The following is a 23,746-nucleotide window of genomic DNA, read 5'->3' on the forward strand; positions in this document are numbered from 1 at the left end:
TAAGATTGAATCTGAGGTTAGAATCATTTAAAAATCAAGTATTGATGACATAAACCTTCTAAAATCGATTATATTTGCAAACTCAATGATTTATTCACATTATGGAGTTTAATTTTCTGTAAATTGAACGGATATTGTACTTATAAAGCATTGAATGTATTCGGGCAGGGATAGAAGTGACATCCTTTTTTGTTTTGAAGAGAAATAAGTGATGGGAAACAAAAAAGATATAACGGATAGCCCGTTTTAGCCCGCCAAAAAAAAGAATGATGAAGAACATAAGAAATTTTTGCATTATTGCGCATATTGATCATGGTAAGAGTACGCTTGCTGATCGATTGTTGGATTATACAGGTTCTGTTACCGCTAGAGAAGCTCAGAATCAGTTGTTGGACAATATGGATTTGGAACGTGAGCGTGGAATTACGATTAAGAGTCATGCAATTCAGATGGAGTATACCTACAAAGGTGAACAGTATATTCTAAACCTCATTGATACTCCTGGACACGTAGATTTTTCTTATGAAGTTTCTAGGTCTATCGCGGCCTGCGAAGGTGCTTTGCTTATTGTAGATGCTGCGCAAAGTATACAAGCACAAACGATATCCAATTTGTACCTTGCACTGGATAATGATTTAGAAATTATTCCTGTTTTAAATAAAATTGATTTACCAAGTGCAAATCCAGAAGAAGTTACTGATGATATTGTAGATCTATTGGGTTGTGATCCTGAGGAGGTGATACCTGCCAGTGCTAAAACTGGAATTGGAATCGAAGAAATTCTAGAAGCCATTATCGAGCGTGTTCCAGCACCAGAAGGAAATCCAAATGAACCATTACAAGCATTGATTTTCGATTCTGTATATAATCCTTTTAGAGGAGTAGAAACATACTTTAGAGTAGTTAATGGTGAAATTAAGAAAGGGCAACAGATTAAGTTTGTAGCTACTAATAAAAACTATTTTGCTGACGAAATAGGAACTTTGAAATTAAATCAAGTTCCAAAACAAATTATTAAAACAGGAGATGTTGGATATCTGATCACAGGTATTAAAGATGCTCGTGAAGTGAAGGTAGGGGATACTGTTACGGATGCTAAAACTCCTACTCAGAATGCGATTGAAGGTTTTGAGGATGTAAAACCAATGGTATTTGCGGGTATTTATCCAGTAGACACAGAGGACTATGAAGAACTTCGTGCGTCTATGGAAAAATTACAGTTAAATGATGCTTCTTTGGTGTTTACACCAGAAAGTTCTGCTGCATTAGGTTTTGGATTTAGATGTGGATTCTTGGGAATGTTACATATGGAGATTATTCAGGAACGTTTGGAGAGAGAGTTTAATATGACTGTAATTACTACAGTACCTAACGTATCTTACCACGCGTTTACCAATAAAGAACCTGATGAGGTTATTATTGTAAATAATCCTTCGGATCTTCCTGATCCTTCAAAAATGAATAGGGTGGAAGAACCTTATATCAAAGCATCGATTATCACCAAAGCTGATTTTGTAGGACCTGTGATGTCTTTATGTATAGAAAAACGAGGTGAAATCACGAATCAAACCTATTTAACCACAGAGAGAGTAGAGCTTACTTTTGACATGCCGCTTGCTGAGATTGTATTTGATTTTTATGATCGATTAAAAACAGTGTCTAAAGGATATGCTTCTTTTGATTATGCACCTATTGGAATGCGAGCTTCTAAACTAGTAAAAGTAGATGTATTATTAAATGCGAATACGGTTGATGCTTTATCTGCTTTATTACATCAGGATAATGCATATGATATTGGTAAAAAGATGTGCGAGAAGTTAAAAGAATTAATACCGAGACAGCAATTTGATATACCAATTCAGGCTGCTATAGGTGCTAAAATTATTGCTAGAGAAACCGTAAAAGCCCTTCGTAAAGATGTAACAGCAAAATGTTATGGAGGTGATATTTCTCGTAAGCGTAAATTATTAGAAAAGCAGAAAAAAGGTAAGAAGCGTATGAGAGCTGTAGGTAACGTGGAAATACCGCAAGAAGCTTTTATGGCAGTTTTAAAACTGAACGATTAAATCAGGTGAAGTAAGAAAAAGACTTCTTTTTAAGAATAAAAAATATCGACAAAACGCATTTTTTTAAGTCAAAATGCGTTTTTTTGTTTTCTTTTTATATCTTTGTCGACGAATATGGATTACTAATATGTTTCTATATTCATTAAAACTTAATTAATATAACCCCTATTATTATGCAGAAGTTTTTAGCAAAACAACCGATATACGTCTACTTCTTTATTATATCTATTGTATTAGCTTGCATATCCTAAGATCGATTATACCAGATAATCTTATCAAAATCTATTTTGTAGTGTAGTTTATTTTTTAGCTTCTATCATTTTAGAGAGCATATATTCTACGCCGTTCTCATCGTTACTTTTAGTCATGTAATTCGCCACTTCCTTTACATTTGGATGAGCATTTTGCATAGCGAAACTATATTTGGCTCTAGACATCATTTCTAAGTCGTTATTGTAATCTCCAAAAACCATAGTTTCATCTGTAGAGATGTCTAAGCTTTTTTGAACATTCTTTAATGCGTGCCCCTTATTCGCGTCGTTATGGGATAAGTCCAGCCATACTTTACCAGATACTTTTACTTTTAATCTGTTTTCTAGATGTTTTAAAGCAGGATATAAATATTGTTCGGAACCTTTTTCATTACAAATGGCAATTTTTAAGTATTGATCATCAATAACTTCAGACAGATCTTTTACAATCTCATATTTACCGTAAAATTCATTGAGCATATTTTCAAAAGGTTTTCCATAATCTTCGATATAAGCTTTTTTACGACCACATAATATCACCTGTGATCCTTCTAGTTTTTGGGTGATTTCTAATAGTTCTAAATAGGTGTCTCTATCAATTTCGGTTGTTTGTAATTCCTGATCTCTATGCATTGTCAAAGCACCATTTTCTGCAATAACAATCATGTCATCTTTGATTGCGTTTAGTTTATGCAGAATACTATAATATTGTCTCCCGCTGGCAGCAACGAAGGTAACACCTAGTTCTTTTAATTCATCAAATAGATAAAAGAAAGATTGGCTTACTTCTCCTCTTGAGTTAAGAAGCGTACCATCCATATCTGTAGCTACTAATTTTATTTTAGATAAGTCCATACAAGATTTTTAAACTACGTAAAGGTATTAGAGTTTGCAATAAGGGGTTCGATTATTACTGTAAAATTTGTATTAAATTGCTTTTTTAATGATTAACCTATGAAATTCTTTCAAAAAGAAATTAGTCTGAAGCCTTATCCAAGAGGTTTTCATTTAATTACAGAAAAAGTGCTTTCGGAAATTCCTGAGATTCGTAAAATAGCTATTGGACAATTACAGGTTTTTATTAAACATACTTCTGCTAGTCTTACCATTAATGAAAATGCAGACCCAACAGTTCGACAGGATTTTGAAAGTCATATGAATAAAATGGTTCCAGAAAATGCACCCTACTATATACACACCTATGAGGGAGCAGATGATATGCCTGCACATATCAAAGCCTCGTTAATGGGAACTTCTGTACAGTTACCAATAACGGCAGGCAAACCAAATCTAGGAATATGGCAAGGAATCTACCTTTGCGAACACAGAGATTATGGTGGCTCCAGAAAATTAGTGCTTACCGCTTTTGGTTCTTAGAACCAATTTGCCCAAGGAATTCTTGATAGCATTAATATCCAGGCTATTGTGTAGAAAATAGCTAACATTTTAAGCTTTGGCGTAGAGGTTAGTTTCTTTTTATGTTTGGAATAACCAACCGTAATAAATACAACTGTTAAAATCATTACCGTAGGATGTTCTACATTATACAAACGAACCAAAGGGTCTTCCATAATATCTTTTACAGGAACATCTTTAAACCACATAATAGTAGGAGAAACAAAAAATATAACAATTCCTATTAATAACTGTATGTGTGTAACGATTAAAGCAAAAAGAGATATTCTAAAGTCTTTTGGTGCATATTCTCTTTTGGTAAAAAAACCAACTAAGGCATTAAAAGTTGCTAAGGTTACAACAAGAACGACTAGATAAGCCCAATAGGAGTGAACGATTTGTATTGCTTCGTACATAATGATATGTTTAGTTTATCCAAAGGTAAACATTATGTATAAAAAAACCTCGCTCAATTCGAGCGAGGTTTTTATTATGGTATTTAAAAATTAGTTAAAGATATATCTTAAACCAACTTGCATTTGCCATCTTGATGATTGTAATCCACTATCATCTAATTGTTCAATTCCATCTTCGAAAGAAGCAGGGTTGAAACTAAACTCAGGATTTGGTCCTGCTTGCTCAGTTTCGATCAATCCAATATTACTTGGAATGAATTTTCTTTGACCCCAATCTTTGTTAAGAAGATTTGTAAAATTGAAAATATCAAGAGAAAGCTGAAGCGTGTTCTTATGATCTCCAGTATTGATGTAAAAATCCTGTAAGAATTTTAAATCCACTGTGTGACTCCAAGGACCTCTATCTCCATTTCTTTCTGCATACTGTCCTCTTCTGCTTCTTAAGTAATCGTTTCCTTCGATAAAAGCATCTAAAGCATCCCACTGTTGCTGAGAGCTAAGTCCGTTTTCTCCATCAACTAATACAATTTCGCTTTGGTTTGCAGGAATATAAATTAATGCGTTGTCTCTAGAATCATCATTAAGAAGATCCGCTCCCTCTCTATATACGAAAGAGTGAGGAGCTCCTTGATTACCTTCGTAGAAAAGAGCAATAGTAGATTTCATAAATCCTAAATACTCTTTTTCATAGCTTACGTTAGCAGTAAAACGAGATCCCTGAGAGAAATCAGATCTTCCTAAAGGTATATCTGAATTTTTACCGTTTACTGTTTGTATATTTCTCCATTGAGAACTATTCTGAGAAGAGGTTCCGTCAAAAATTGATTCAGCTTCTCCATAAGAATAAGAAACACTTCCTTGGAAACCGTTAGAAAATGGCTTTCTTAAGGTAACAGAAGCATTATATGAAAAACCTTCACCTGTATTAGTTCCTAATGTAATTCTTCCGTAAGTGTTGTCAATAAGATCACCAAAGCTATCACTATAGAAAGGTCTGTTGTCAGCACCGTTTAAGAAACCTTCTGCTTCTGCAATGTTTAAGTTTTCATAATAGATATTAGTAATTACATCAGTATATAAGAAATCTGCACTTGCAATTAATCCCCAGAAAGGAAGTTTTTGGTCAATTGCAATGTTGTACTTCATGAACTGAGGTAATCGAAGATCTGGTGTAAAGATATCAATGTTACCAGCTAAACCACCAGTTCCGGGCTCAACAGCTACTGGTTGTTGATTAATATCAGGATTAAAAGTAATTGTAGAGGGATCTAAATTAAATCCAGCTGTAAAACCACCAGTAATACCATTATTGTTATAAGATCCTCCAGGCCATACTAATGGAATTCTTGAGGTAAACATTCCTAAACCACCACGTACTTGAGTAGACCTATTGTTTTTAACATCCCAGTTAAAACCAATTCTTGGAGATAGATGTGCTTTAGGATTAATCGCTTTACCAACTCTAGCACCTTGAAGATCTTTTCCTGCAGCTTCTAAGATTGGAATTGTTCTATTATTAAAGTCATCATTAACAGGTCCATCTTCGAAAATAGGAACATCTACTCTTAAACCAGCTGTGAATTTAAAGTTTTCAGCAATACTCACTTCATCTTGTATATATACACTTGGTTGGTATAATTTAAATTCTGAAGCTCCATCAGATTCATCACCTACAGCAGTACCACCTACTAGAGAGTAACCTCTTTGGTATTCATCAATAATTCCAGCATAGAAATCATTAACACTATTGAAAGTGTAATCTCCATAGTTAAATGCAAAAAATAGGTTCTTGATTTTAGAAAATTCATGTTGCGTACCAATCGTTATAGTGTGTTTACCACTATAGATTTCAAAATTGTCTGCAATATTTAAAATATCTTGATCTAATAAGTTTGCAGTAGAAAAAGGTTCTGCACCAAAAGTAATTGTACCGTTACCATCTCTAATATCTACAGAAGGAAATGGATCACCAGATGGATCTCTATCATCTCTTACTGTTTTATAACCTACTAAAAGGCTATTTGATGCCCAGCTACCAAAAGAAGAGTTAAGCTCTAAAGTCGTTTCGTTCTTTACACTTTCAAACAGCTCTGAACCATTGATAAAACCAATTCTAGTATTGCTACTATTTCTTGCTTCTAGATTATCCGCGCTAACATAATTATGTTTTACACTTAATTGGTTATTTTCATTAATATTCCAATCTAATCTTACAGTAAATTTGTTACTTTCTAATGTTCTTGTATTGTTGTCAAAGCCACCTGGATTAAATCCGTAAGTAGTTTGTAAGAAGTTCGAAAGATCTTGAATTTCAGTTAAATTAGAATCTCCTTGGTAATTACTAAAATTAAATGGTTGAGGAGTTTCAGTTTCTTCTCTTTCGTAATTTACAAAGTAAAATAATTTGTCTTTTACAATTGGACCACCAACTCTAACCCCATAGATATTAGATGAAAAATCTGCTAGTTTTTCTCTAGACTCTCCATCACCTACAAGACTAGGAGGAGTTTTTCCAGCTAGATCTTGATTTCGGAAATATGTGTAAGCCGATCCTTCAATCTTGTTTGTCCCTGATCTGGTAATAGCGTTAATTGCACCTCCCGCAAAACCAGATTGTCTTACATCAAAAGGAGCAATGTTAATCTGGAACGTTTCGATAGCATCGATAGAGAAAGGATTTACTCCTGTTTGTCCACCATCTGTACCAGAACCTGCTAAACCAAATACATCATTACTTACACCACCATCGATGTATAATGCATTATATCTGTTGTTTTGTCCAGCTAAAGAAACTGAGAATCCGTCATCTCCTTCAGAAATCTGTGCCTGTGGTGTAATTCTTACGAAATCTGCAACGGATCTTGAAACCGATGGTAAAGAGTTAATCTGTCTTTCTGTTACTGTAGTTTCGGTTCCCGTTTTTCCAGAATCAAATACACCGTTATTGGTAGCGGTAATTACAACTTCTTCAAGAGCATTAGCTTCTTCTTTCATTTGAGTGTTAATGCTTTTAGAATCTCCTAACTGAAGGTATACATCGTCTTTAACGAAACCTAGAAATCCTACATAAGAGATTGTTACTCTATAAGGACCTCCGGTTCTCATGTTAGCAATCCTGTAATAACCGTCGAAATCAGTAATTGCTCCATACTTTGTCCCCGATGGTGTATGAATTGCAACTACATTGGCACCCGGCAGTGGTGCCCCAGTATTATCTGTCACTTTTCCATTCATGGAAGATTTTGTAACCCCTTGTGCAAAAGTTTCTGCAACTGTTGCCAAAAGAATTACAACAAATAAAAATGTAATCTTTTTCATTATAATGAATTAAGTTAATTGTTGGCGCAAAAGAACGAATCTTTGTGCAATCTAAGTTTATCTAAACGTTAAAATTTTTACATAAAGTTTTAACGGTTTTAAGGTAACTCAAATTTTTACATCATTGGTTTTCAAGTGGTTGAAAATATTAAAAAGTTGTTAACCGGAAAATATCTAGCTTAGGTACTTTTTAATTAACATTTTCGTAGACGAATCATGGTCAGAAATCTGCGAATTATCGATTTCATCTAAAATTTTTGTAGCTAATTGCTTACCTAATTCTACACCCCATTGATCATAACTAAAAATATTCCAAACAACTCCCTGAACAAAAATTCGCTGTTCATACATAGAAATAAGAGCTCCCAAACTTTTTGGAGTAAGTTTGTCAATTAGAACTGTAGTTGTAGGTTTGTTCCCAGAGAAAACTTTGAATGGAACAAGTTGTCTTAATTTTTCTTCAGAAAGATTTTTAGATTGTAGCTCTTCTAAGACTTCTTCTTTACTTTTTCCGTTCATAAGAGCTTCTGTTTGAGCAAAGAAATTAGCCATTAATTTATCCTGATGACTTTTGTCACCAAACAGAGGGGTTTTAAACCCGATAAACTCAGCAGGAATCAATTTAGTACCTTGATGAATAAGTTGGAAAAATGCGTGTTGGGCATTGGTTCCGGGTTCTCCCCAAATAATAGTTCCTGTTTGGTAATTGATAGGGTTTCCTGCACGATCCACACTTTTACCATTACTTTCCATGATTCCTTGTTGCAGATACGCTGGTAATCTATGAAGATATTGAGAATAAGGGATTATTGCTTCGCTTTCTGCTTCAAAGAAATTGTTGTACCATATACTTAATAGTCCTAGAATAACAGGAATGTTTTCTTCGAAATTTGTTGTTCTGAAGTGTTCGTCCATTTGGTGAGCACCTTCTAGTAAGGAGTCGAAATTTTCATATCCTATGGATAAACTTATAGATAGTCCAACGGCACTCCATAAAGAGAAACGACCACCTACCCAATCCCAAAGAGGAAAAATGTTAGTTTCCTCTATTCCAAAATCTACGACTTTTTGCACATTACTAGAAACAGCAACAAAGTGCTTACCAACCGAAGATGAAGAAGCCTGGTTTATAAACCAGTTTCTTGCTGTAATTGCATTCGATAATGTTTCCTGCGTTCCAAAACTTTTAGATACTACAACAAACAAAGTAGTTTCTGGATCTAATCCTTTTAGTCTCTGATGTACATGATCACCATCTACATTAGATATAAAATGAAGGTTTAAATGGTTTTTATAGTATTCTAGAGACTCTGTAATCATAGCAGGGCCAAGATCGGATCCTCCAATACCTATATTAACAATATCTGTAAAAGGTTTATCGGTATATCCTTTTAGATCTCCGCTTATAACTTGATCACAAAATTCTTTGATTTTGTTCTTTACTTCTGATACTTCGTTTACAACGTTTTTGCCAGCTACTTCAACAACTTGATCAGAAGGAACGCGAAGTCCAGTATGTAGAACGGCTCTTTCTTCGGTTTCGTTAATAATTTCACCTCCAAAATAACTTTGTATAGCTTTGTCAAGCTGTACTTCTTTTGCAAGATCGATTAATAATTTTTTAGTTGTTTCATCGATTCGATTTTTAGAATAATCTATATAAAAATCGTTCCATTCTATCGAAAGCACATCAGCTCTATTAGGAGCTTTTTCAAAAAGATCTTTTAGATGAGTGTCTTTAATTGTCTCATAATGGTTTTTAAGTGCTTCCCAGGCTTTTGTGGTGGTGGGATTAATAGTTGGTAATGCCATGTGGTTACAATATTTCTTGTTTTGGTTTAAAAATGATACTATCTAATTTTGTTTTCATCGGTTCTATATGCTTAAAAAAAGCAGGTTTTAGACTGTCTTGTAGGGGTTTAGAAGCTGGTAGATCCTCTCTAAACGGATCTACTTCTCTACCATTTTTCCAGAAACGATAACATACGTGAGGACCACTGGTATTACCTGTCATACCTATAAACCCAATCACTTCTCCTTGTCGGACAAATTCACCTACTTTTACAGCTCTTTTGCTCATATGAAGGTATTGTGTTTCATAAGTAGCGTTATGTCTTATTTTTACATATTTACCATTTCCTCCTCTACGTTCAGATTTAGTAACAGTCCCATCAGCAGTGGCCAAAATCGGTGTTCCTATAGGCGCGGCAAAGTCGGTTCCTCTGTGTGGTCTAATCTTATTTCCGTAATATTTTATTCTACGCTTAAGGTTGTATCTAGAAGAGATTCTACTAAATTGAACAGGTGCTCTTAAAAAAGCTCTTCTTAAGTTATTAGCTTCCTGATCGAAATAATCCGATGAGTTATTGATGGTATCATCTTTAAATCGAAATGCATAAAGGGGTTTGCTTCGATGCTCAAAGTAAGAAGCTTTGATCTCTCCAATTCCTGCAGGGATGGTGTCATTGATATACTTTTCTGTATAGATAACTTTAAATCGATCTCCTGCTTGTAATCTGGTAAAATCTATGGTCCAGGCATAAATGTCAGCCATTTTATAGGCAACAAGAAAGCTTAAATCCATATCATCAAAAGTTTGAGAGAGGTTGCTCTCAATAGTCCCAGAGGCTATTCTTTCAACGATTTTAACAGGTTTGGCACTTTTTCTAGCAATAATACTATCTCTAAAATCTACAACCGTATAATCTATTAACCCATTTTGATACACAAATACTTGTGCTTGTTCTGCGGTATCTTTTGATTTTAGAACGGTATAGGCTTTACCTGCAGTAATTCTTGCAACGTTAAAAGTATCTTTTATTTTATTTGAAATTTCAAAAACCTTAGCTCTAGAAATTCCATGACTGTCTAAAATAGCTCCAAAACTATCTCCTGGGCGAACGGTATCTCTAACAACCGTAAAGTCGTTTAGATTATATCCAAATTCTTTGATGATAGGAGGTTCTACTATTTCTTTACTTGCTTCTGGAACAACAACTACGGGTTCTTTCTTTTCTTTTTGGCATGAAATAAATACTACCAAAATAAGTAGTATACAACCTAAATTCTTCAACTCTGACTTTATTTTGTGGTATTAAATTGATGGGTAACCCATTGCTGACCCCAATTTTCTTTTTCCTCTGTACTCCATAGATTAGGAAAAAACATAATTCTTTGAAAACTTGGGGGTAGAAACTTTTTCCAGTTAGTTCCTCCTGTAGCCAATACCTCACCTTTATCTCTGTTAAGATACCTGTAGGCGGCTCCCATATGCATCAATAACCAATTAATATTTACATTGGTGTCAAAAGTACGCAATGCATTAATAAGGTGCACATTATTTTGCTCTTTTTCTGGAAGTTCCAGATATCTATGATAAATTGTACTCTGTTTTACTTGATGCGCTATTCGCATCATTCTTGGAGTATAACGATATTCAAATTGTTTGAGCGTTAAGGTCTTTTCGCCTGTTTTTATGTCTGTTGCTCCGGATTTCCAATATAAATGTTCGTAAACATCTTCTAAGGGATCGTCTTCAGAAAATTGTGCTCTTTCTTTGGCATTTACAAGATTTACCAAAGGAGTTGCGTATATTTCAATCATTCTAAATTGAACCGACTGAAATCCACTAGCTGGTAATAAAGACATTCGGTACTTTAGGAATTGATCCTTATCCATTCCTTTAATCATCACATCAAAAGAGTCGATCAATACTCTAAAATACCTGTTGATTCGATCTAATTTTTTGGTAAAAAACTCAGCTGTTTGTAATTTGTCATCAATGATCTGTTTTAGTTCGTGTATAATCAACTTAAAATACAATTCAGTGATCTGATGATACATGATGAAGATTTCTTCATCAGGAAAGTGAGTTCGAGGTATTTGTAAACTTAGTAAGGTATCTAAATGGATATAATCCCAATACGTGAGGTATCGATCATGCAAAAGACCATCTAGATAAGATCCTAAATCTTGACCAGAGTTTTTAAATTTCTTTTCGAGTTGCTTTATTTTTTCAGCAATTTCTGGTTGTATGGATTCGTCCATTAATCTATAACAATTTTAAGAGGATGTTTCAATCCTTTATACGCTATCAAATCTGCATTAATAGATCCTACCAGAATGTCTGCTTTTATTCGAATTGGCATACGATTATCGTCATCACTTACCCATACCGTTAGACTTTCTTCTTCTTTAAAAACTCGTTCTGCCTGAACTATTGGACGAAATTTTAAACAGCGTATTTTGTTACCATTCATTTTTACTGTTTCTCTTCCTAAAAAGCGTAGCTTGAACAAGTAGTTTTCATTATCGAAAAACATATTTACAAATTGTTCATCGCCAACTTTAAGCGAAGATACGTCAATATTATTTCTTAAATAATAAAAGGAAGACATCATATCCTGTATGTTGTCTTTAATGGTAAACGTATTTTTGGTATTATACTTTTTGTTAAAAACTAGAGCCTTTTTGCTTTCGTGATCAAAGTCAATTTCTATGTCTTTGATATGTCCTCCCTCATTTATTTTACGAATAAAACGATAAGGTTTTACTTCATTTCTGTCTATATAAGTTTCATAGTAATCTTCTACTTTAAAAAACACACTTAAAAGTCCAGATGATTTTCCGGTACCAACAATATGATGTACTGGCTTTCCTTTAAACATTTCATTCTTTACTTCTAAGGTTGCATAGCTGGCTGTAAAGACTCCATATCTGATTTTAAATTTAAACCATTCTCCATCATCAAAAGACTTATGACTATCCTGAGCGTTTAAGATACATGTCGATAAGACAACCAATAAAAGAATATATCTTTTCATAACTAATTTTTGGGTGTTGTTTAATTGCATATAGGCACTACTAATGAGACTTTTACAATATCCGTTCCAAAAGTACTACATAATATAAACAGATAAAAGCAAGGAGTATTACTAAATATTGAAAAAAAAGTAATAAAAAAGAGAGCCACCACAGCTCTCTTTTACTTTTATTAACCAACTAAAAACTTAAATTATGAGAATAATTATTGTTTTTGGTATAAGCGGTAACCACTCCGCTTATGATACAAACATCCGCTTTTTTTGCATAATTATCAAACGAAAACGTTTTTTTATTATGATATTTAACAAAAATTTAGGCAGAAATCCATTATTTTTCAATAATCTCAATTTATTAACATAGCTTAACTAAAATGTTCAAAGGAAATTGACGAAAAATCTGAATTTATAAAGTACCTCTTTGTTCTTGCTCTCTTTCGATAGCCTCGAACAATGCTTTAAAGTTTCCTTTTCCAAAAGATTGAGCTCCTTTTCGTTGAATAATTTCGAAAAACATTGTTGGACGATCAAGAACAGGTTTGGTAAAAATCTGTAATAAATACCCTTCATCATCACGGTCTATTAAAATACCTAGTTCCTTTAAAGGTTCTAGATCTTCATCAATTTCGCCAACTCTATCCAAAACGGTCTCATAATAGGTAGCAGGTACTGTTAAAAACTCTACACCTCTATCCCGAAGAGAAGATACTGTTTCAATGATGTTATCAGTGGCCAAAGCCATATGTTGTACACCTGCACCGTTATAGAAATCGATATATTCTTCTATCTGAGATTTTTTTCTTCCTTCAGCGGGTTCGTTAATCGGAAATTTAATTCTTCCATTTCCATTACTCATTACCTTACTCATCAAAGCTGTGTATTCTGTAGAAATATCTTTATCATCAAAAGATACTAATTGTGCAAACCCCATAACTTTTGCATAAAACTCGCACCACTTATTCATTTCGTTCCATCCTACATTTCCAACCATATGGTCAATATATTTCAGACCAGTATCTTTGGTATTGTAAGGTTTGTCCCAAGCTTTATATCCTGGAAGAAAAGCTCCGTTGTAATTTTTGCGTTCCACAAATATGTGAACAGTTTCTCCATAAGTGTGTATACCAGAAAAGACAACAGTACCATCTTTATCTTCTTTAGTAGTAGGTTTCATGTAAGATTCTGCTCCTCTTTTGGTGGTTTCTTCGTAGCTTTTTGTAGCATCATCAACCCAAAGTGCAACTACTTTTACACCATCTCCATGAGCATTGATATGTTTGTTGATTTCTCCATCTGGTTGTAATGGTGAAGTGAGAACAAGGGTGATTTTATCTTGTCTTAGAACATATGAAACGCGATCCTTTAAACCTGTTTCCAATCCTGCATATGCAATAGGTTGAAAACCCCAAGCAGTTTGATAGTAATAAGCAGCTTGCTTGGCATTACCTACATAAAGCTCTACATAATCAGTACCTAAAAGTGGTAAGAAGTCTTCTGCGTCTGGGATTATTTTTTCTAAATTTTGTGAGGTTATATTTGTTGACATAATATTGTTTTAAATTTTAATTAGAAATTTTTGGGTGTACCTTCTTTGATTCAGATTTTTTGATTTCCAAATGCTTTTTACACTACCACATTGCCCTTAGATGGGCAGAAATATCTATTCTATAATTCAACATAAAGACCTAAACATAAATTATTCTAACCAAGATTTATGATAATCTTCGTCGGCTATTTTCATTGCTTCTTTAGTAACCATAAGAGGTTTAAAAGTGTCTACCATAACAGCTAGTTCATCTGTTTTGGTTTTTCCAATACTTCTTTCTACCGCTCCAGGATGTGGTCCGTGCGGAATTCCTGCAGGATGTAAAGAAATATGTCCTGCTGCAATATCGTTTCTACTCATAAAATCACCATCTACATAGTATAAAACTTCATCACTATCTATGTTGCTATGGTTATAGGGAGCAGGAATACTTTCTGGATGGTAATCGTACAATCTCGGAACAAACGAACACACTACAAAGGCATCTGTTTCGAACGTTTGGTGTACTGGTGGTGGTTGATGAATTCTTCCGGTAATTGGTTCGAAATCATGAATAGAAAATGCATACGGGAAATTAAATCCGTCATATCCTACGACATCAAAAGGATGTGTAGCATAAATCATATCAAAAATTTCGTCTTGCTTTTTTACTTTGATCAGAAAATCACCTTTTTCATCATTACTTTCTAGTTCATAAGGAGCACGAAGATCACGCTCGCAAAAAGGAGAATGTTCTAATAATTGCCCAAACCAATTTCTATATCTCTTTGGAGTGTAAATAGGTCTTCTGGATTCAACAATAAATAAACGATTGTCCGAGGTGTCAAAATCTAATTTGTAAATCGTTCCTCTCGGTATTAGGATATAATCTCCATACTTAAAATCAATATTTCCAAGATGACTTCTAAATTTACCAGTTCCTCTATGAACAAAAATTAATTCATCTGCATCCGTGTTTTTATAAAAGTACTCAGAGGTAGATTCTTGTGGAGAAGACAGAATGATACTTACATCGCTATTAGTAAGTACATTTTTTCTACTTTCTAAATAATCTTTTTCTGGATCTACTTTAAACCCGTGTAATCGATATGATTTGATGTTATTCCGAATAGCAATTTCGGGAGCTACGCTATAGCTTCCTTTAATTTCTTTTACTTGAGTAGGTCGATGATGATGATATAGATTGGTAGACATTCCATCGAATCCAATAGTTCCGAATAATTGTTCGTAATAAAGATTTCCATCTGGTTTTCTAAAGATGGTATGTCTTTTAGGTGGTATAGTACCCAAAGAGTGATAAAAAGGCATGATTTTTAAGATTATATTGTTAACTAATAAGTTTGAAAAAGTAATGCAATAGTAATCTGATACCTTATTCCGGATTACGTTTAATAAGGTAGTGTAAAAGCAATAATAAATCCTGCCAATACAAAGTCATAGTATTACAAATATCGTAAATATTTATTTTCTTTTATGGTAATTCTTATTAAAACCAGAAACCAATACTAAAATACCATTCTCCTTCTTTTTGTTCTGGAGAATATGAATATTTAACTTGGATAGGACCCGCAAAAGTTTCTAAGCCATAACCTAAGGCATATCCAGAATATTCTGGAGATTCAAACCAACCTCCATTGTCAAATAACCTTGTCCCCACATTGGCATAATTTGCTGCTATGTTGAGATGATTTTTTGGAAATATTTCATAATCTAGGGACATATTTGCTTTGATAAAGCTGTCGCCAACAATACTTAAGAAATCATAACCATAAAATGGGATATTATTGTTAATCATTCTTGCACCAAAACCTCCAACAAAAAAGTTAAGACTTCTGATGTTTTGTTCCTCCCAGCGATTACCAGCACTTAACCCAAGGTTAACCGAAGTTTTATTAAGAAGTTTAAAAGCATAACCAAAATCAGCTTTAGCAATTACAAAATTACTATCCTGACTATTTGGGTTATCATCAATCAAATAATAATTAATATTTCCATCAAAGAAAAAACCCGAAGAAGGAAAATACTTGTTGTCGTAACTGTCAAATTTTAAATAGGACAAAACACTCCAATAATTACTATTGTCAAAAACCACTCGTGGTAATTGATCTTCATCCTCTCCAATAGTTTCTGAAATAAGTCTAAACCTTCTGTATTCTGCACCAAGACCTAAAGAAAAGGTCTGGTTTAGAAGTGTTTCAGCATAAACTTGTGTTTTGAAATCTAAATAATCTAAGTTGATTTTATTTACTTCGATATCTGGTAAATTAAAATCTTCTCTTACCAATTCGTATGCTACGTTTCTATTAAACCTATTGAGACTGTTTTTGACACCAATACTCCAATAAAAACCTTTGTCTATATAATAATCTAGGTTGTATCTTATATTGTCTCCTAATGCAACATCTAATGAAAGAACATCATTGTTAAATAGTAGACTTTTTTTAGTAAAGTTTACCAAAGCTGCGGTTTGATATAAATCATCATAATGGAGTGCGAACCTCAATAGCATAGTGTTATCTGATTCTTTTACGTTAAGAACTAGTTCTTTACCGTCTTCTTTGTCTATTAAACGATGACTGACTCTATCAAAATTTCCTGTAGCGGATAGGTTATTGATGCCTTCATACAACTTTTGATAAGTGGTAAGTTTGGGGTTTTTTAGTTTTAGTTTAAGCTTCCCTTTTATATAGGATCTGGTATAGCGTTCGTTTCCATAAATTACCAAGCTATTTATAAGAAGTGTGTCTGAGTTTTTAGGAATTACAGTTCTGGGTTTTGATGATTTCTGCAGTCTTTTTATAGCTCTTAATTTTTCGTAATTCTCAAATGCCGCTTTTTCTCCATTGGCAATAATTTTATCGGCTTGGTCAAATGATATTAAGTTAAAATCCGTAATAGAAGGTTTTACATATACATCCGTTTCGGGTTTTTTAGTTTTCATGGCATTGATCGTCCTGAAATTGCTGATTTGTAACATGATGTTCGTAACCGAGGTAAGTTGATTACGTGGTATAAGACTATCCTGTACATCTATACCAATTACAATATCAGCTCCTTTTGCGCGGATTTCTTTAATAGGATAGTTGTTAGAAACCCCACCATCGGTCATTAAAATTCCATCTAATTCTATGGGGCTAAAAATAGAAGGTAATGCGCCACTTGCTGAAACTGCTTCGGGTAGATAACCTTTGTCTAATAAAATTTGCTCTCCAGTAGCAATATTTGTAGACATACAGAAAAAAGGAATAGGAAGTTTGTTAAAGTCATCTATTTCATGGACATGAGATGTTAATCGAGCAAATTCATTAAAAAAATTCTGTCCTTTGGATAACCCTTGCGGCAATCCAATTTTAAAATCATCAAATGGTAATGTTAATGCATATTTTTCAGAATCTTCGCGTTCATAGAAGGTTTTTGCTTTTCTTGGTAAATCATCCTGAATTAATACATTAAAATCAACTGTTTTAAAAATAGAGTCTAATTCTTTGGCATTATATCCAGAGGCGTATAAAGACCCTATAATGGCACCCATGCTTGTTCCTCCGATATAATCTATTCTTATTCCGGCTTCTTCGATTACTTTTAAAGCTCCGATATGAGCAAGTCCTTTGGCACCACCTCCACTTAGTACTAATCCAACTTTAACATCTTGATCTTCCTTAATATTAGAAACAATAGAATCATTTACTTCTTGCGAGGATATATTTTTGGAAGCAAAAAGTAGAGTAATCAGCAATGATATGTTTAGGATCTTATTTGAGGTACTCCAGATCAAAGGTTTATTCTTTTTTAGAAAGATAGTAATTATACACTTTGGTTGCGCGAGAATTACCAACTACTTCTACAAGTTCTTTTTTTGTGGCTTCGCGTATTCGTTTTACTGATCTAAAATGTTTCAGCAATTCTACAACAGTTTTTTCTCCAATTCCTGGGATGGTATCAAGTTCTGTGTCTAAAGCAGCTTTACTTCTTTTTTGTCTGTGAAAAGTAATTCCAAAACGGTGCGCCTCATTTCTGAGATGCTGAATAATTTTTAAAGATTCTGATTTCTTATCTAGATATAATGGTATCGAATCACCAGGATAATAGATCTCTTCTAATCTTTTAGCAATTCCAATAATGGTTATTTTTCCTCTTAGATCTAAACTTTCCAAAGCTTTTAATCCAGAAGACAATTGCCCTTTTCCACCATCTACAATCACAAGTTGTGGTAATGGTTGCTCTTCATCTAGCAGTCTTTTATATCTTCGGTAAACTACTTCTTCCATAGAAGCAAAATCATTAGGTCCTTCTACTGTTTTGATATTAAATTTTCGATATTCTTTTTTGCTAGGCTTCCCATTTTTAAAGACTACACAAGCTGCGACTGGATTGGTTCCTTGGATGTTAGAATTGTCAAAACATTCGATATGTCTTGGTTCTTCAGGTAGTCGAAGATCTTTTTTCATTTGAGCCATTAATCGTTTTACATGTCGATCTGGATCTATGATTTTAATTTGTTTAAATCGCTCCTGTCTATAATATTTTGCATTACGTAATGATAAGTCTACAATTTTCTTTTTATCTCCAAGCTGAGGAATTGTAATTTTCAGATCTTCGCCCAAATCCACATCAATGGGTACAAATATTTCTTTAGATCTCGAATTAAAACGTTGTCTTAATTCGATGATAGCAAGTTCTAGTAGTTCTTTATCAGTTTCTTCTAACTTCTTCTTAATTTCGGTAGTGTGAGATCTTATAATAGAACCATAGGATAATTGAAGAAAATTGACATAGCCGTAGGATTCGTCAGAAATAATAGAAAATACATCTACGTTGCTAATTTTTGGATTCACCACAGTAGATTTCGCTTGGTATTTTTCTAAAACTTCAATTTTTTCTTTTATCCGTTGTGCATCTTCAAATTCCATTTTTTCTGCATGCATCGCCATTTGTTTACGAAACCTATTGAGAGAATCTTTAAAATTACCTTTTACGATTTGTCTGATGGCCTCAATATTTTCATGATACTCTTTTTCATCTTGCAATCCTTCACAAGGTCCTTTACAATTTCCTAAATGATACTCGAGACATACTTTATATTTACCACTTTCAATTTTTTGCTGCGATAGATCGTAATTACAAGTTCTTAGCTGATATAGTCCTTTAATAAGATCTAATAAAGTATTAACAGTTTTAAAATTCGTGTAAGGGCCAAAATACTCAGAACCATCTTTAATAAGAGTTCGGGTAGGAAAAACTCTTGGAAAACGTTCTTTTTTAATACAAATCCAAGGATACGTTTTGTCATCCTTGAGCATTACATTAAAACGAGGTTGATGTTTTTTAATGAGATTGTTTTCTAACAGTAATGCATCGGTCTCCGTCTCTACAACAATATGACGTATAGTGCGGATCTTTTTTACTAATACCTTTGTCTTGTAATTATCGTGATTTTTGGTAAAGTATGAGGTAACTCTTTTTTTGAGGTTTTTTGCTTTTCCAACATATAATAACGTGTCATCTTTATCATAATATTGATAAACTCCTGGCCCTGTTGGTAAAGTTTTAAGTTGTATTTCTAATGAGGGTTGTTGCATATTCCAAATGTAAATTTAATGCTTTGTTAGCATTAATAAATACGGTTCATAATATTATTATGTTAAAAACGAGAAATGAATTTAAGTATTAAAAGTGTTATCCTATAAAATGAATCTGGTTTTTTATTACTTTAGTATTTATATTGTTTGAAAGGTACTTTTTTGAAAGATCAGAAAAAAATAATTGGAAGAACAGATAAGGTGGATTTTCCGCTTTTGGATTTGTGCGACATCGATGTAAAAGTCGATACTGGTGCGTACACTTCATCCATTCATTGTAAAGAGATTAAAGAAGTCGGTCAAATTTTAGAATGTCGCTTTTTGGATCCTACTCATCCAGAGTATAATGGTAAAAAATTCACTTTTAAGAATTATGACATTACTGCTGTAAAAAGTAGCAATGGAAAAGTAGAAGTGAGGTATGCTATTAGAACTAAAATCACATTATTTAATAATACAAACCCTATAACACTAACATTATCTTCTCGAGACGATATGCGTTTTCCAGTTTTAATTGGACGTAAATTTCTTAGTGGAAAATTTTTGGTAGATCCGCAATTAGAAGATCAGTCTTATAATCTAAAATCCAAATGAATATAAAAATTTTATCCCGCAGCGCTAGTTTGTATTCTACCGATGCATTAGTTCAGGCGGCGATTAAGCGAAAGCATAATGTACAAGTCATTGATCCTTTAAATTGTGATATCATCATAGAGAAGAAAAAGCCTGAGATTTATTATCGAGGTAAAAAACTGGATCATGTAGATGCGGTCATTCCACGAATTGGAGCTTCTATTACGTTTTATGGTACTGCAGTAGTTAGGCAATTCGAAATGATGAATGTTTTTACTACTGTACAATCACAAGCTCTGGTAAATTCCAGAGATAAATTACGAAGCCTTCAGATTCTATCTAAAGCTGGTTTGGGATTACCAAAAACCGTATTTACGAATTACTCCAAAGATGTTTCGGAAGTAATTTCCCATGTAGGAGGAGCACCGTTAATTATAAAATTGCTTGAGGGTACACAAGGTCTAGGGGTTGTTTTGGCAGAAACCAAAACGGCAGCAGAATCGGTACTGGAAGCTTTTAATGGTTTACAGGCTAGAGTAATTGTTCAGGAATATATCAAGGAAGCTAAAGGAGCAGATATTCGGGTATTGGTAGTAGATGGTCAGGTAGTAGGCGCGATGAAAAGACAAGGTAAAGAAGGTGAGTTCCGATCCAACCTTCATAGAGGAGGAAGTGCGAAGATTATTCAGTTATCCGATGAGGAAGAGAACGCAGCTATAAAAGCCGCGAAAGCCTTAAAACTAGGTGTAGCAGGAGTAGATATGCTTCAGAGTGAAAGAGGCCCTTTAATTTTAGAAGTGAATTCCTCTCCAGGACTAGAAGGAATCCAAACAGCTACTGGGAAAGATATCGCAAAATCAATTATTCGGTTTATAGAACGAAGTGTTTAGAATTATATGAAAACAAATGAAGAAAATGACATTCTAAGTATTTTAGGAGAAGACATTCCACTTGGCACTAGTAAGACAATTAACTTTAATATAGCTAATCTTTATACATCTACTAAAGTAGAAATACCGATAATAATAGAGCGTTCTAAATATTCAGGTCCTACCGTTTTGATTACAGCAGGAATTCATGGAGATGAAATTAATGGTGTAGAGATCGTAAGACAAATTATTTCTAAAAAAATCAATAAACCAGCAAAAGGGACTATTATTTGTATTCCTCTGCTTAATGTTTTTGGTTTTTTAAGTATGAATCGTTTTTTTCCAGATGGAAGGGATCTTAATCGAGTATTCCCTGGTACTAAGAATGGTTCTTTGGCAAGTCGTTTTGCATATCAGTTTGTCAACGAGATTTTACCAGTAGCAGATTTTTGTTTGGATTTTCATACTGGTGGTGGCAGTAGGTTTAACGCTCCCCATATAAGAGTAGATGGAAAAAATGAAAGATTAATGGACTTAGCAAAAGTCTTTAATGCACCTTTTACTCTATTATCCAAAAATTTGGAGGGATCGTATCGTGGAACTTGTGCAAAAAAAGGAGTTGATATTTTATTATTCGAAGGAGGGAAATCCCAAAATAGTAATAGGGATATTGCCAAAGAAGGGGTTTTAGGAGTGATTAGAATACTTAATCATTTAGAAATGTTGAAACCTTCTGTAGAACTGCCAGACCCTGATAAAAAGGATACAATTATTGTAGAAAAAAGTTCTTGGATGCGAGCAAAATATAGCGGATTACTACATATTAAAATACCTTATGGGAAATTAGTCGAAAAAGGAGAGCATCTTGCTACAATCACAGATCCTTATGGTAAAATGAGACATGTCGTTAAGGCGCCAAATCAAGGATATATTATTAATGTGAATGAAGCTCCTATTGTATATAAAGGAGATGCTATTTTTAGAATTACGACACAATTAGCTTCTTAGAAAGGATGAGTAAAAATGAATTGAGAGCAAAATACAAAGCGCTGAGGTCTAAGTTAGAAAATGATCAGATAGATGACCTTAGTTTAGATATTTCGAATCATTTACTACAGTTAGATATATGGGAAAAATCATTTTACCATATTTTTCTTTCCATTCAAAAACAGAAGGAACTTAATACAGAATTTATATTACATATTCTTCAGGGAAAGGATAAGAATATTGTGGTTTCTAAAAGTAATTTTAAGGATAATAGTTTGGAGCATATGTTGCTCACGGATAATACTGTTCTAAAAGTAAATGATTGGGGGATTCCAGAACCGGTAGATGGCATTCCTATTCCAGAATCTAAGATTGATGTAGTTTTTGTACCTCTTTTGGCTTTTGATCAGCTAGGAAATAGAGTTGGTTATGGTAAAGGGTTTTATGATAAGTTTTTATCTAAATGTAATCCTGAAACTATCAAAATAGGGCTTTCCTTTTTTTCTGCTGAAGAACTAATAGAAAATGTATTGCCAACTGACATAGCATTAGATTTTTGTGTTACACCACAAAAAATTTATGACTTCAATAAAAAATGAGAACGCTAATGCCTAATTGATGGAATGAAGCTAAAATGAATTTTAAGCTTCTTCTTTCTTTGGGAAAGCTTTCTTGTTAAAGACTAGTAATAAGAAAACACCGATACTAATTGCTGAATCTGCTATGTTAAAAACAGGATCGAAAAATGAAAAGTGCTTTCCTCCCCAAAAAGGAATCCATTCAGGTAGGATGTCGTCATAAAACGTAAATTGTATCATATCTACGACTTTACCATAAAAAACACTTTCATAACCACCACTTTCGGGCATGAATTGTGCTATTTGTGTGGTAGTACTTTCGTTAAAAATAATACCGTAAAATATAGAATCAATAATATTTCCGAATGCTCCTGCAAATATTAAGGCGATACAAAAGGTTAAAATTTTAGGGCTGTTCTTACGAACGGAGTCATAAAGCCAATATCCAATACCAGTTATTGCCACTAATCTAAATAAAGTAAGCACAAGCTTACCATAATTACCTGGAAGTTCAAACCCCCAAGCCATACCCTTATTTTCTACAAATACAATTCGAAACCAACTAAAAACAGGGACTTCTTCATGTAATGAAAAGTTAGTTTTGATATATATTTTGGAAATCTGATCAATTAGCAGAACCACGATAATGACTAAAATAGATTTCTTTAAAGACATAAATTTCTTTGATTTCGGAATAGTGACGGACAAAAATAGTGTTTTATTTTGTTTTGTAGACACTTATATTTCCTGTTATGGATTTTAGCTCAATTTGATGCTTTCCAGAAATTTTATCCGAGGAAATTATACCGGATTTTGTTACCGCTTTGACCTTTGCATTTTTAGTGTGGAGTTCGATATTACCTCCTAGCGTATTGATCACCGCATTTCCTATAAAATTTTGCACTAAACAGTCTCCAGAATTTAGTTCTACGAATAATGATTTTAAGGAACCATCTAGATCTAAAGAGGCGAGTTTTGAGGTAATAGTAGTGTCTAAATGACGAGGCAATTGTATTTTGACTTTTAAGGCTATTACCTTATGTGCACTTAATTTGTCATTGTGTTTTTCGGAAAATGGTTGTAGATCATCCTCTATAACCAAGGTGTTCTGTGTTTGTTTTACGTTGATTAGTACATTGTTTTGATATTCTCCTTCTGAAATGGCACTAATAATGACCTTGTTTTCGGAGGTATTAGTAACTTCTACCTGAAAAGTATTGTCTAAGACAATAAAGATTTCAGATATATCCGTTACATCAATTGTTTTATCAAAGGTGGATTGTGATAATCCAGGTATCCAAAATAATAGTAATACAAAAAAAGAAAAAAGCCGCCTCATACATTTCCA

General features: G+C 33.5%; 19 protein-coding genes. 6 read left to right on the forward strand and 13 right to left on the reverse strand.

Annotated features, from left to right (window positions below):
• Positions 1–269 precede the first annotated feature (269 nt).
• The gene (gene lepA / locus Q1A73_RS09740; protein WP_299604788.1) at positions 270–2,066 is read left to right on the forward strand and encodes a translation elongation factor 4; all 1,797 of its coding nucleotides are present in this window, start codon (positions 270–272) and stop codon (positions 2,064–2,066) included.
• Positions 2,067–2,365: 299 nt separating this feature from the next.
• Here lepA and Q1A73_RS09745 read toward each other — a convergent pair whose 3' ends face one another.
• Positions 2,366–3,172 carry an HAD family hydrolase gene (locus Q1A73_RS09745; protein WP_299604791.1) on the reverse strand — a complete coding sequence of 269 codons (807 nt, stop codon included), beginning with the start codon at positions 3,170–3,172 and terminating at the stop codon, positions 2,366–2,368.
• Positions 3,173–3,271: 99 nt separating this feature from the next.
• Here Q1A73_RS09745 and Q1A73_RS09750 point away from each other — a divergent pair, with 99 nt between their 5' ends.
• On the forward strand, positions 3,272–3,694 hold the full coding sequence (locus tag Q1A73_RS09750) for a secondary thiamine-phosphate synthase enzyme YjbQ (RefSeq protein ID WP_299604794.1): 423 nt from the start codon (positions 3,272–3,274) through the stop codon (positions 3,692–3,694).
• On the opposite strand, the gene Q1A73_RS09755 is transcribed toward Q1A73_RS09750, so the two are convergent.
• From Q1A73_RS09755 to uvrC, 10 genes are all read right to left on the reverse strand, one after another.
• Positions 3,691–4,128 carry a hypothetical protein gene (locus Q1A73_RS09755; RefSeq protein WP_299604796.1) on the reverse strand — a complete coding sequence of 146 codons (438 nt, stop codon included), beginning with the start codon at positions 4,126–4,128 and terminating at the stop codon, positions 3,691–3,693. The genes Q1A73_RS09750 and Q1A73_RS09755 overlap by 4 nt on opposite strands.
• Positions 4,129–4,218: 90 nt before the next feature.
• Complete coding sequence (locus tag Q1A73_RS09760; RefSeq protein ID WP_299604798.1) at positions 4,219–7,446, reverse strand: TonB-dependent receptor; 3,228 nt, start codon at positions 7,444–7,446, stop codon at positions 4,219–4,221.
• Positions 7,447–7,620: 174 nt separating this feature from the next.
• Positions 7,621–9,258, reverse strand: coding sequence for a glucose-6-phosphate isomerase (gene pgi / locus Q1A73_RS09765; protein WP_299604801.1), 1,638 nt, complete (start codon positions 9,256–9,258; stop codon positions 7,621–7,623).
• Between the two features lie 4 nt (positions 9,259–9,262).
• Positions 9,263–10,519 carry a peptidoglycan DD-metalloendopeptidase family protein gene (locus Q1A73_RS09770; protein ID WP_299604803.1) on the reverse strand — a complete coding sequence of 419 codons (1,257 nt, stop codon included), beginning with the start codon at positions 10,517–10,519 and terminating at the stop codon, positions 9,263–9,265.
• 8 nt (positions 10,520–10,527) lie between these two features.
• Complete coding sequence (locus Q1A73_RS09775) at positions 10,528–11,493, reverse strand: tryptophan 2,3-dioxygenase family protein (protein WP_299604805.1); 966 nt, start codon at positions 11,491–11,493, stop codon at positions 10,528–10,530.
• Positions 11,493–12,269: a DUF3108 domain-containing protein gene (locus Q1A73_RS09780; protein WP_299604807.1), complete on the reverse strand. Its 777-nt coding sequence runs from the start codon at positions 12,267–12,269 to the stop codon at positions 11,493–11,495. Before Q1A73_RS09780 ends, Q1A73_RS09775 begins: the two co-directional genes overlap by 1 nt.
• A gap of 403 nt (positions 12,270–12,672) precedes the next feature.
• The gene (gene hppD, locus Q1A73_RS09785) at positions 12,673–13,812 is read right to left on the reverse strand and encodes a 4-hydroxyphenylpyruvate dioxygenase (protein ID WP_299604809.1); all 1,140 of its coding nucleotides are present in this window, start codon (positions 13,810–13,812) and stop codon (positions 12,673–12,675) included.
• A gap of 150 nt (positions 13,813–13,962) precedes the next feature.
• Complete coding sequence (locus Q1A73_RS09790) at positions 13,963–15,120, reverse strand: homogentisate 1,2-dioxygenase (protein ID WP_299604811.1); 1,158 nt, start codon at positions 15,118–15,120, stop codon at positions 13,963–13,965.
• 178 nt (positions 15,121–15,298) lie between these two features.
• On the reverse strand, positions 15,299–17,548 hold the full coding sequence (locus tag Q1A73_RS09795) for a patatin-like phospholipase family protein (RefSeq protein ID WP_299604814.1): 2,250 nt from the start codon (positions 17,546–17,548) through the stop codon (positions 15,299–15,301).
• A 43-nt stretch (positions 17,549–17,591) separates the two neighbouring features.
• Positions 17,592–19,391, reverse strand: coding sequence for an excinuclease ABC subunit UvrC (gene uvrC, locus Q1A73_RS09800; RefSeq protein ID WP_299604817.1), 1,800 nt, complete (start codon positions 19,389–19,391; stop codon positions 17,592–17,594).
• A 162-nt stretch (positions 19,392–19,553) separates the two neighbouring features.
• Between uvrC and Q1A73_RS09805 the strand changes: the two genes are divergently transcribed.
• From Q1A73_RS09805 to Q1A73_RS09820, 4 genes are read left to right on the forward strand one after another with little or no spacing between them, the layout of a single operon-like run.
• Positions 19,554–19,985, forward strand: coding sequence for a RimK/LysX family protein (locus Q1A73_RS09805; RefSeq protein ID WP_299604819.1), 432 nt, complete (start codon positions 19,554–19,556; stop codon positions 19,983–19,985).
• Positions 19,982–20,854, forward strand: a complete 873-nt coding sequence (gene rimK / locus Q1A73_RS09810) for a 30S ribosomal protein S6--L-glutamate ligase (RefSeq protein ID WP_299604822.1) — start codon at positions 19,982–19,984, stop codon at positions 20,852–20,854. Before Q1A73_RS09805 ends, rimK begins: the two co-directional genes overlap by 4 nt.
• Positions 20,855–20,860: 6 nt before the next feature.
• On the forward strand, positions 20,861–21,841 hold the full coding sequence (locus Q1A73_RS09815; RefSeq protein ID WP_299604825.1) for a succinylglutamate desuccinylase/aspartoacylase family protein: 981 nt from the start codon (positions 20,861–20,863) through the stop codon (positions 21,839–21,841).
• 5 nt (positions 21,842–21,846) lie between these two features.
• Positions 21,847–22,419 carry a 5-formyltetrahydrofolate cyclo-ligase gene (locus Q1A73_RS09820; RefSeq protein WP_299604827.1) on the forward strand — a complete coding sequence of 191 codons (573 nt, stop codon included), beginning with the start codon at positions 21,847–21,849 and terminating at the stop codon, positions 22,417–22,419.
• 42 nt (positions 22,420–22,461) lie between these two features.
• Here the strand turns inward: Q1A73_RS09820 and Q1A73_RS09825 are convergent, their stop codons facing one another.
• Positions 22,462–23,073, reverse strand: coding sequence for a lipoprotein signal peptidase (locus tag Q1A73_RS09825; protein ID WP_299604829.1), 612 nt, complete (start codon positions 23,071–23,073; stop codon positions 22,462–22,464).
• 43 nt (positions 23,074–23,116) lie between these two features.
• The gene (locus tag Q1A73_RS09830) at positions 23,117–23,737 is read right to left on the reverse strand and encodes a hypothetical protein (protein ID WP_299604832.1); all 621 of its coding nucleotides are present in this window, start codon (positions 23,735–23,737) and stop codon (positions 23,117–23,119) included.
• Positions 23,738–23,746 lie beyond the last annotated feature (9 nt).

The organism is uncultured Aquimarina sp., from assembly GCF_947492115.1.
Taxonomy (GTDB): domain Bacteria; phylum Bacteroidota; class Bacteroidia; order Flavobacteriales; family Flavobacteriaceae; genus Aquimarina.

Coding starts and splice junctions, on each gene's coding strand:
- lepA (WP_299604788.1), top strand. CDS start 270: ATGAAGAACATAAGAAATTTTTGCATTATTGCGCATATTGATCATGGT.
- Q1A73_RS09745 (WP_299604791.1), bottom strand. CDS start 3,172: ATGGACTTATCTAAAATAAAATTAGTAGCTACAGATATGGATGGTACG.
- Q1A73_RS09750 (WP_299604794.1), top strand. CDS start 3,272: ATGAAATTCTTTCAAAAAGAAATTAGTCTGAAGCCTTATCCAAGAGGT.
- Q1A73_RS09755 (WP_299604796.1), bottom strand. CDS start 4,128: ATGTACGAAGCAATACAAATCGTTCACTCCTATTGGGCTTATCTAGTC.
- Q1A73_RS09760 (WP_299604798.1), bottom strand. CDS start 7,446: ATGAAAAAGATTACATTTTTATTTGTTGTAATTCTTTTGGCAACAGTT.
- pgi (WP_299604801.1), bottom strand. CDS start 9,258: ATGGCATTACCAACTATTAATCCCACCACCACAAAAGCCTGGGAAGCA.
- Q1A73_RS09775 (WP_299604805.1), bottom strand. CDS start 11,493: ATGGACGAATCCATACAACCAGAAATTGCTGAAAAAATAAAGCAACTC.
- Q1A73_RS09780 (WP_299604807.1), bottom strand. CDS start 12,269: ATGAAAAGATATATTCTTTTATTGGTTGTCTTATCGACATGTATCTTA.
- hppD (WP_299604809.1), bottom strand. CDS start 13,812: ATGTCAACAAATATAACCTCACAAAATTTAGAAAAAATAATCCCAGAC.
- Q1A73_RS09790 (WP_299604811.1), bottom strand. CDS start 15,120: ATGCCTTTTTATCACTCTTTGGGTACTATACCACCTAAAAGACATACC.
- uvrC (WP_299604817.1), bottom strand. CDS start 19,391: ATGCAACAACCCTCATTAGAAATACAACTTAAAACTTTACCAACAGGG.
- rimK (WP_299604822.1), top strand. CDS start 19,982: ATGAATATAAAAATTTTATCCCGCAGCGCTAGTTTGTATTCTACCGAT.
- Q1A73_RS09815 (WP_299604825.1), top strand. CDS start 20,861: ATGAAAACAAATGAAGAAAATGACATTCTAAGTATTTTAGGAGAAGAC.
- Q1A73_RS09820 (WP_299604827.1), top strand. CDS start 21,847: ATGAGTAAAAATGAATTGAGAGCAAAATACAAAGCGCTGAGGTCTAAG.
- Q1A73_RS09825 (WP_299604829.1), bottom strand. CDS start 23,073: ATGTCTTTAAAGAAATCTATTTTAGTCATTATCGTGGTTCTGCTAATT.
- Q1A73_RS09830 (WP_299604832.1), bottom strand. CDS start 23,737: ATGAGGCGGCTTTTTTCTTTTTTTGTATTACTATTATTTTGGATACCT.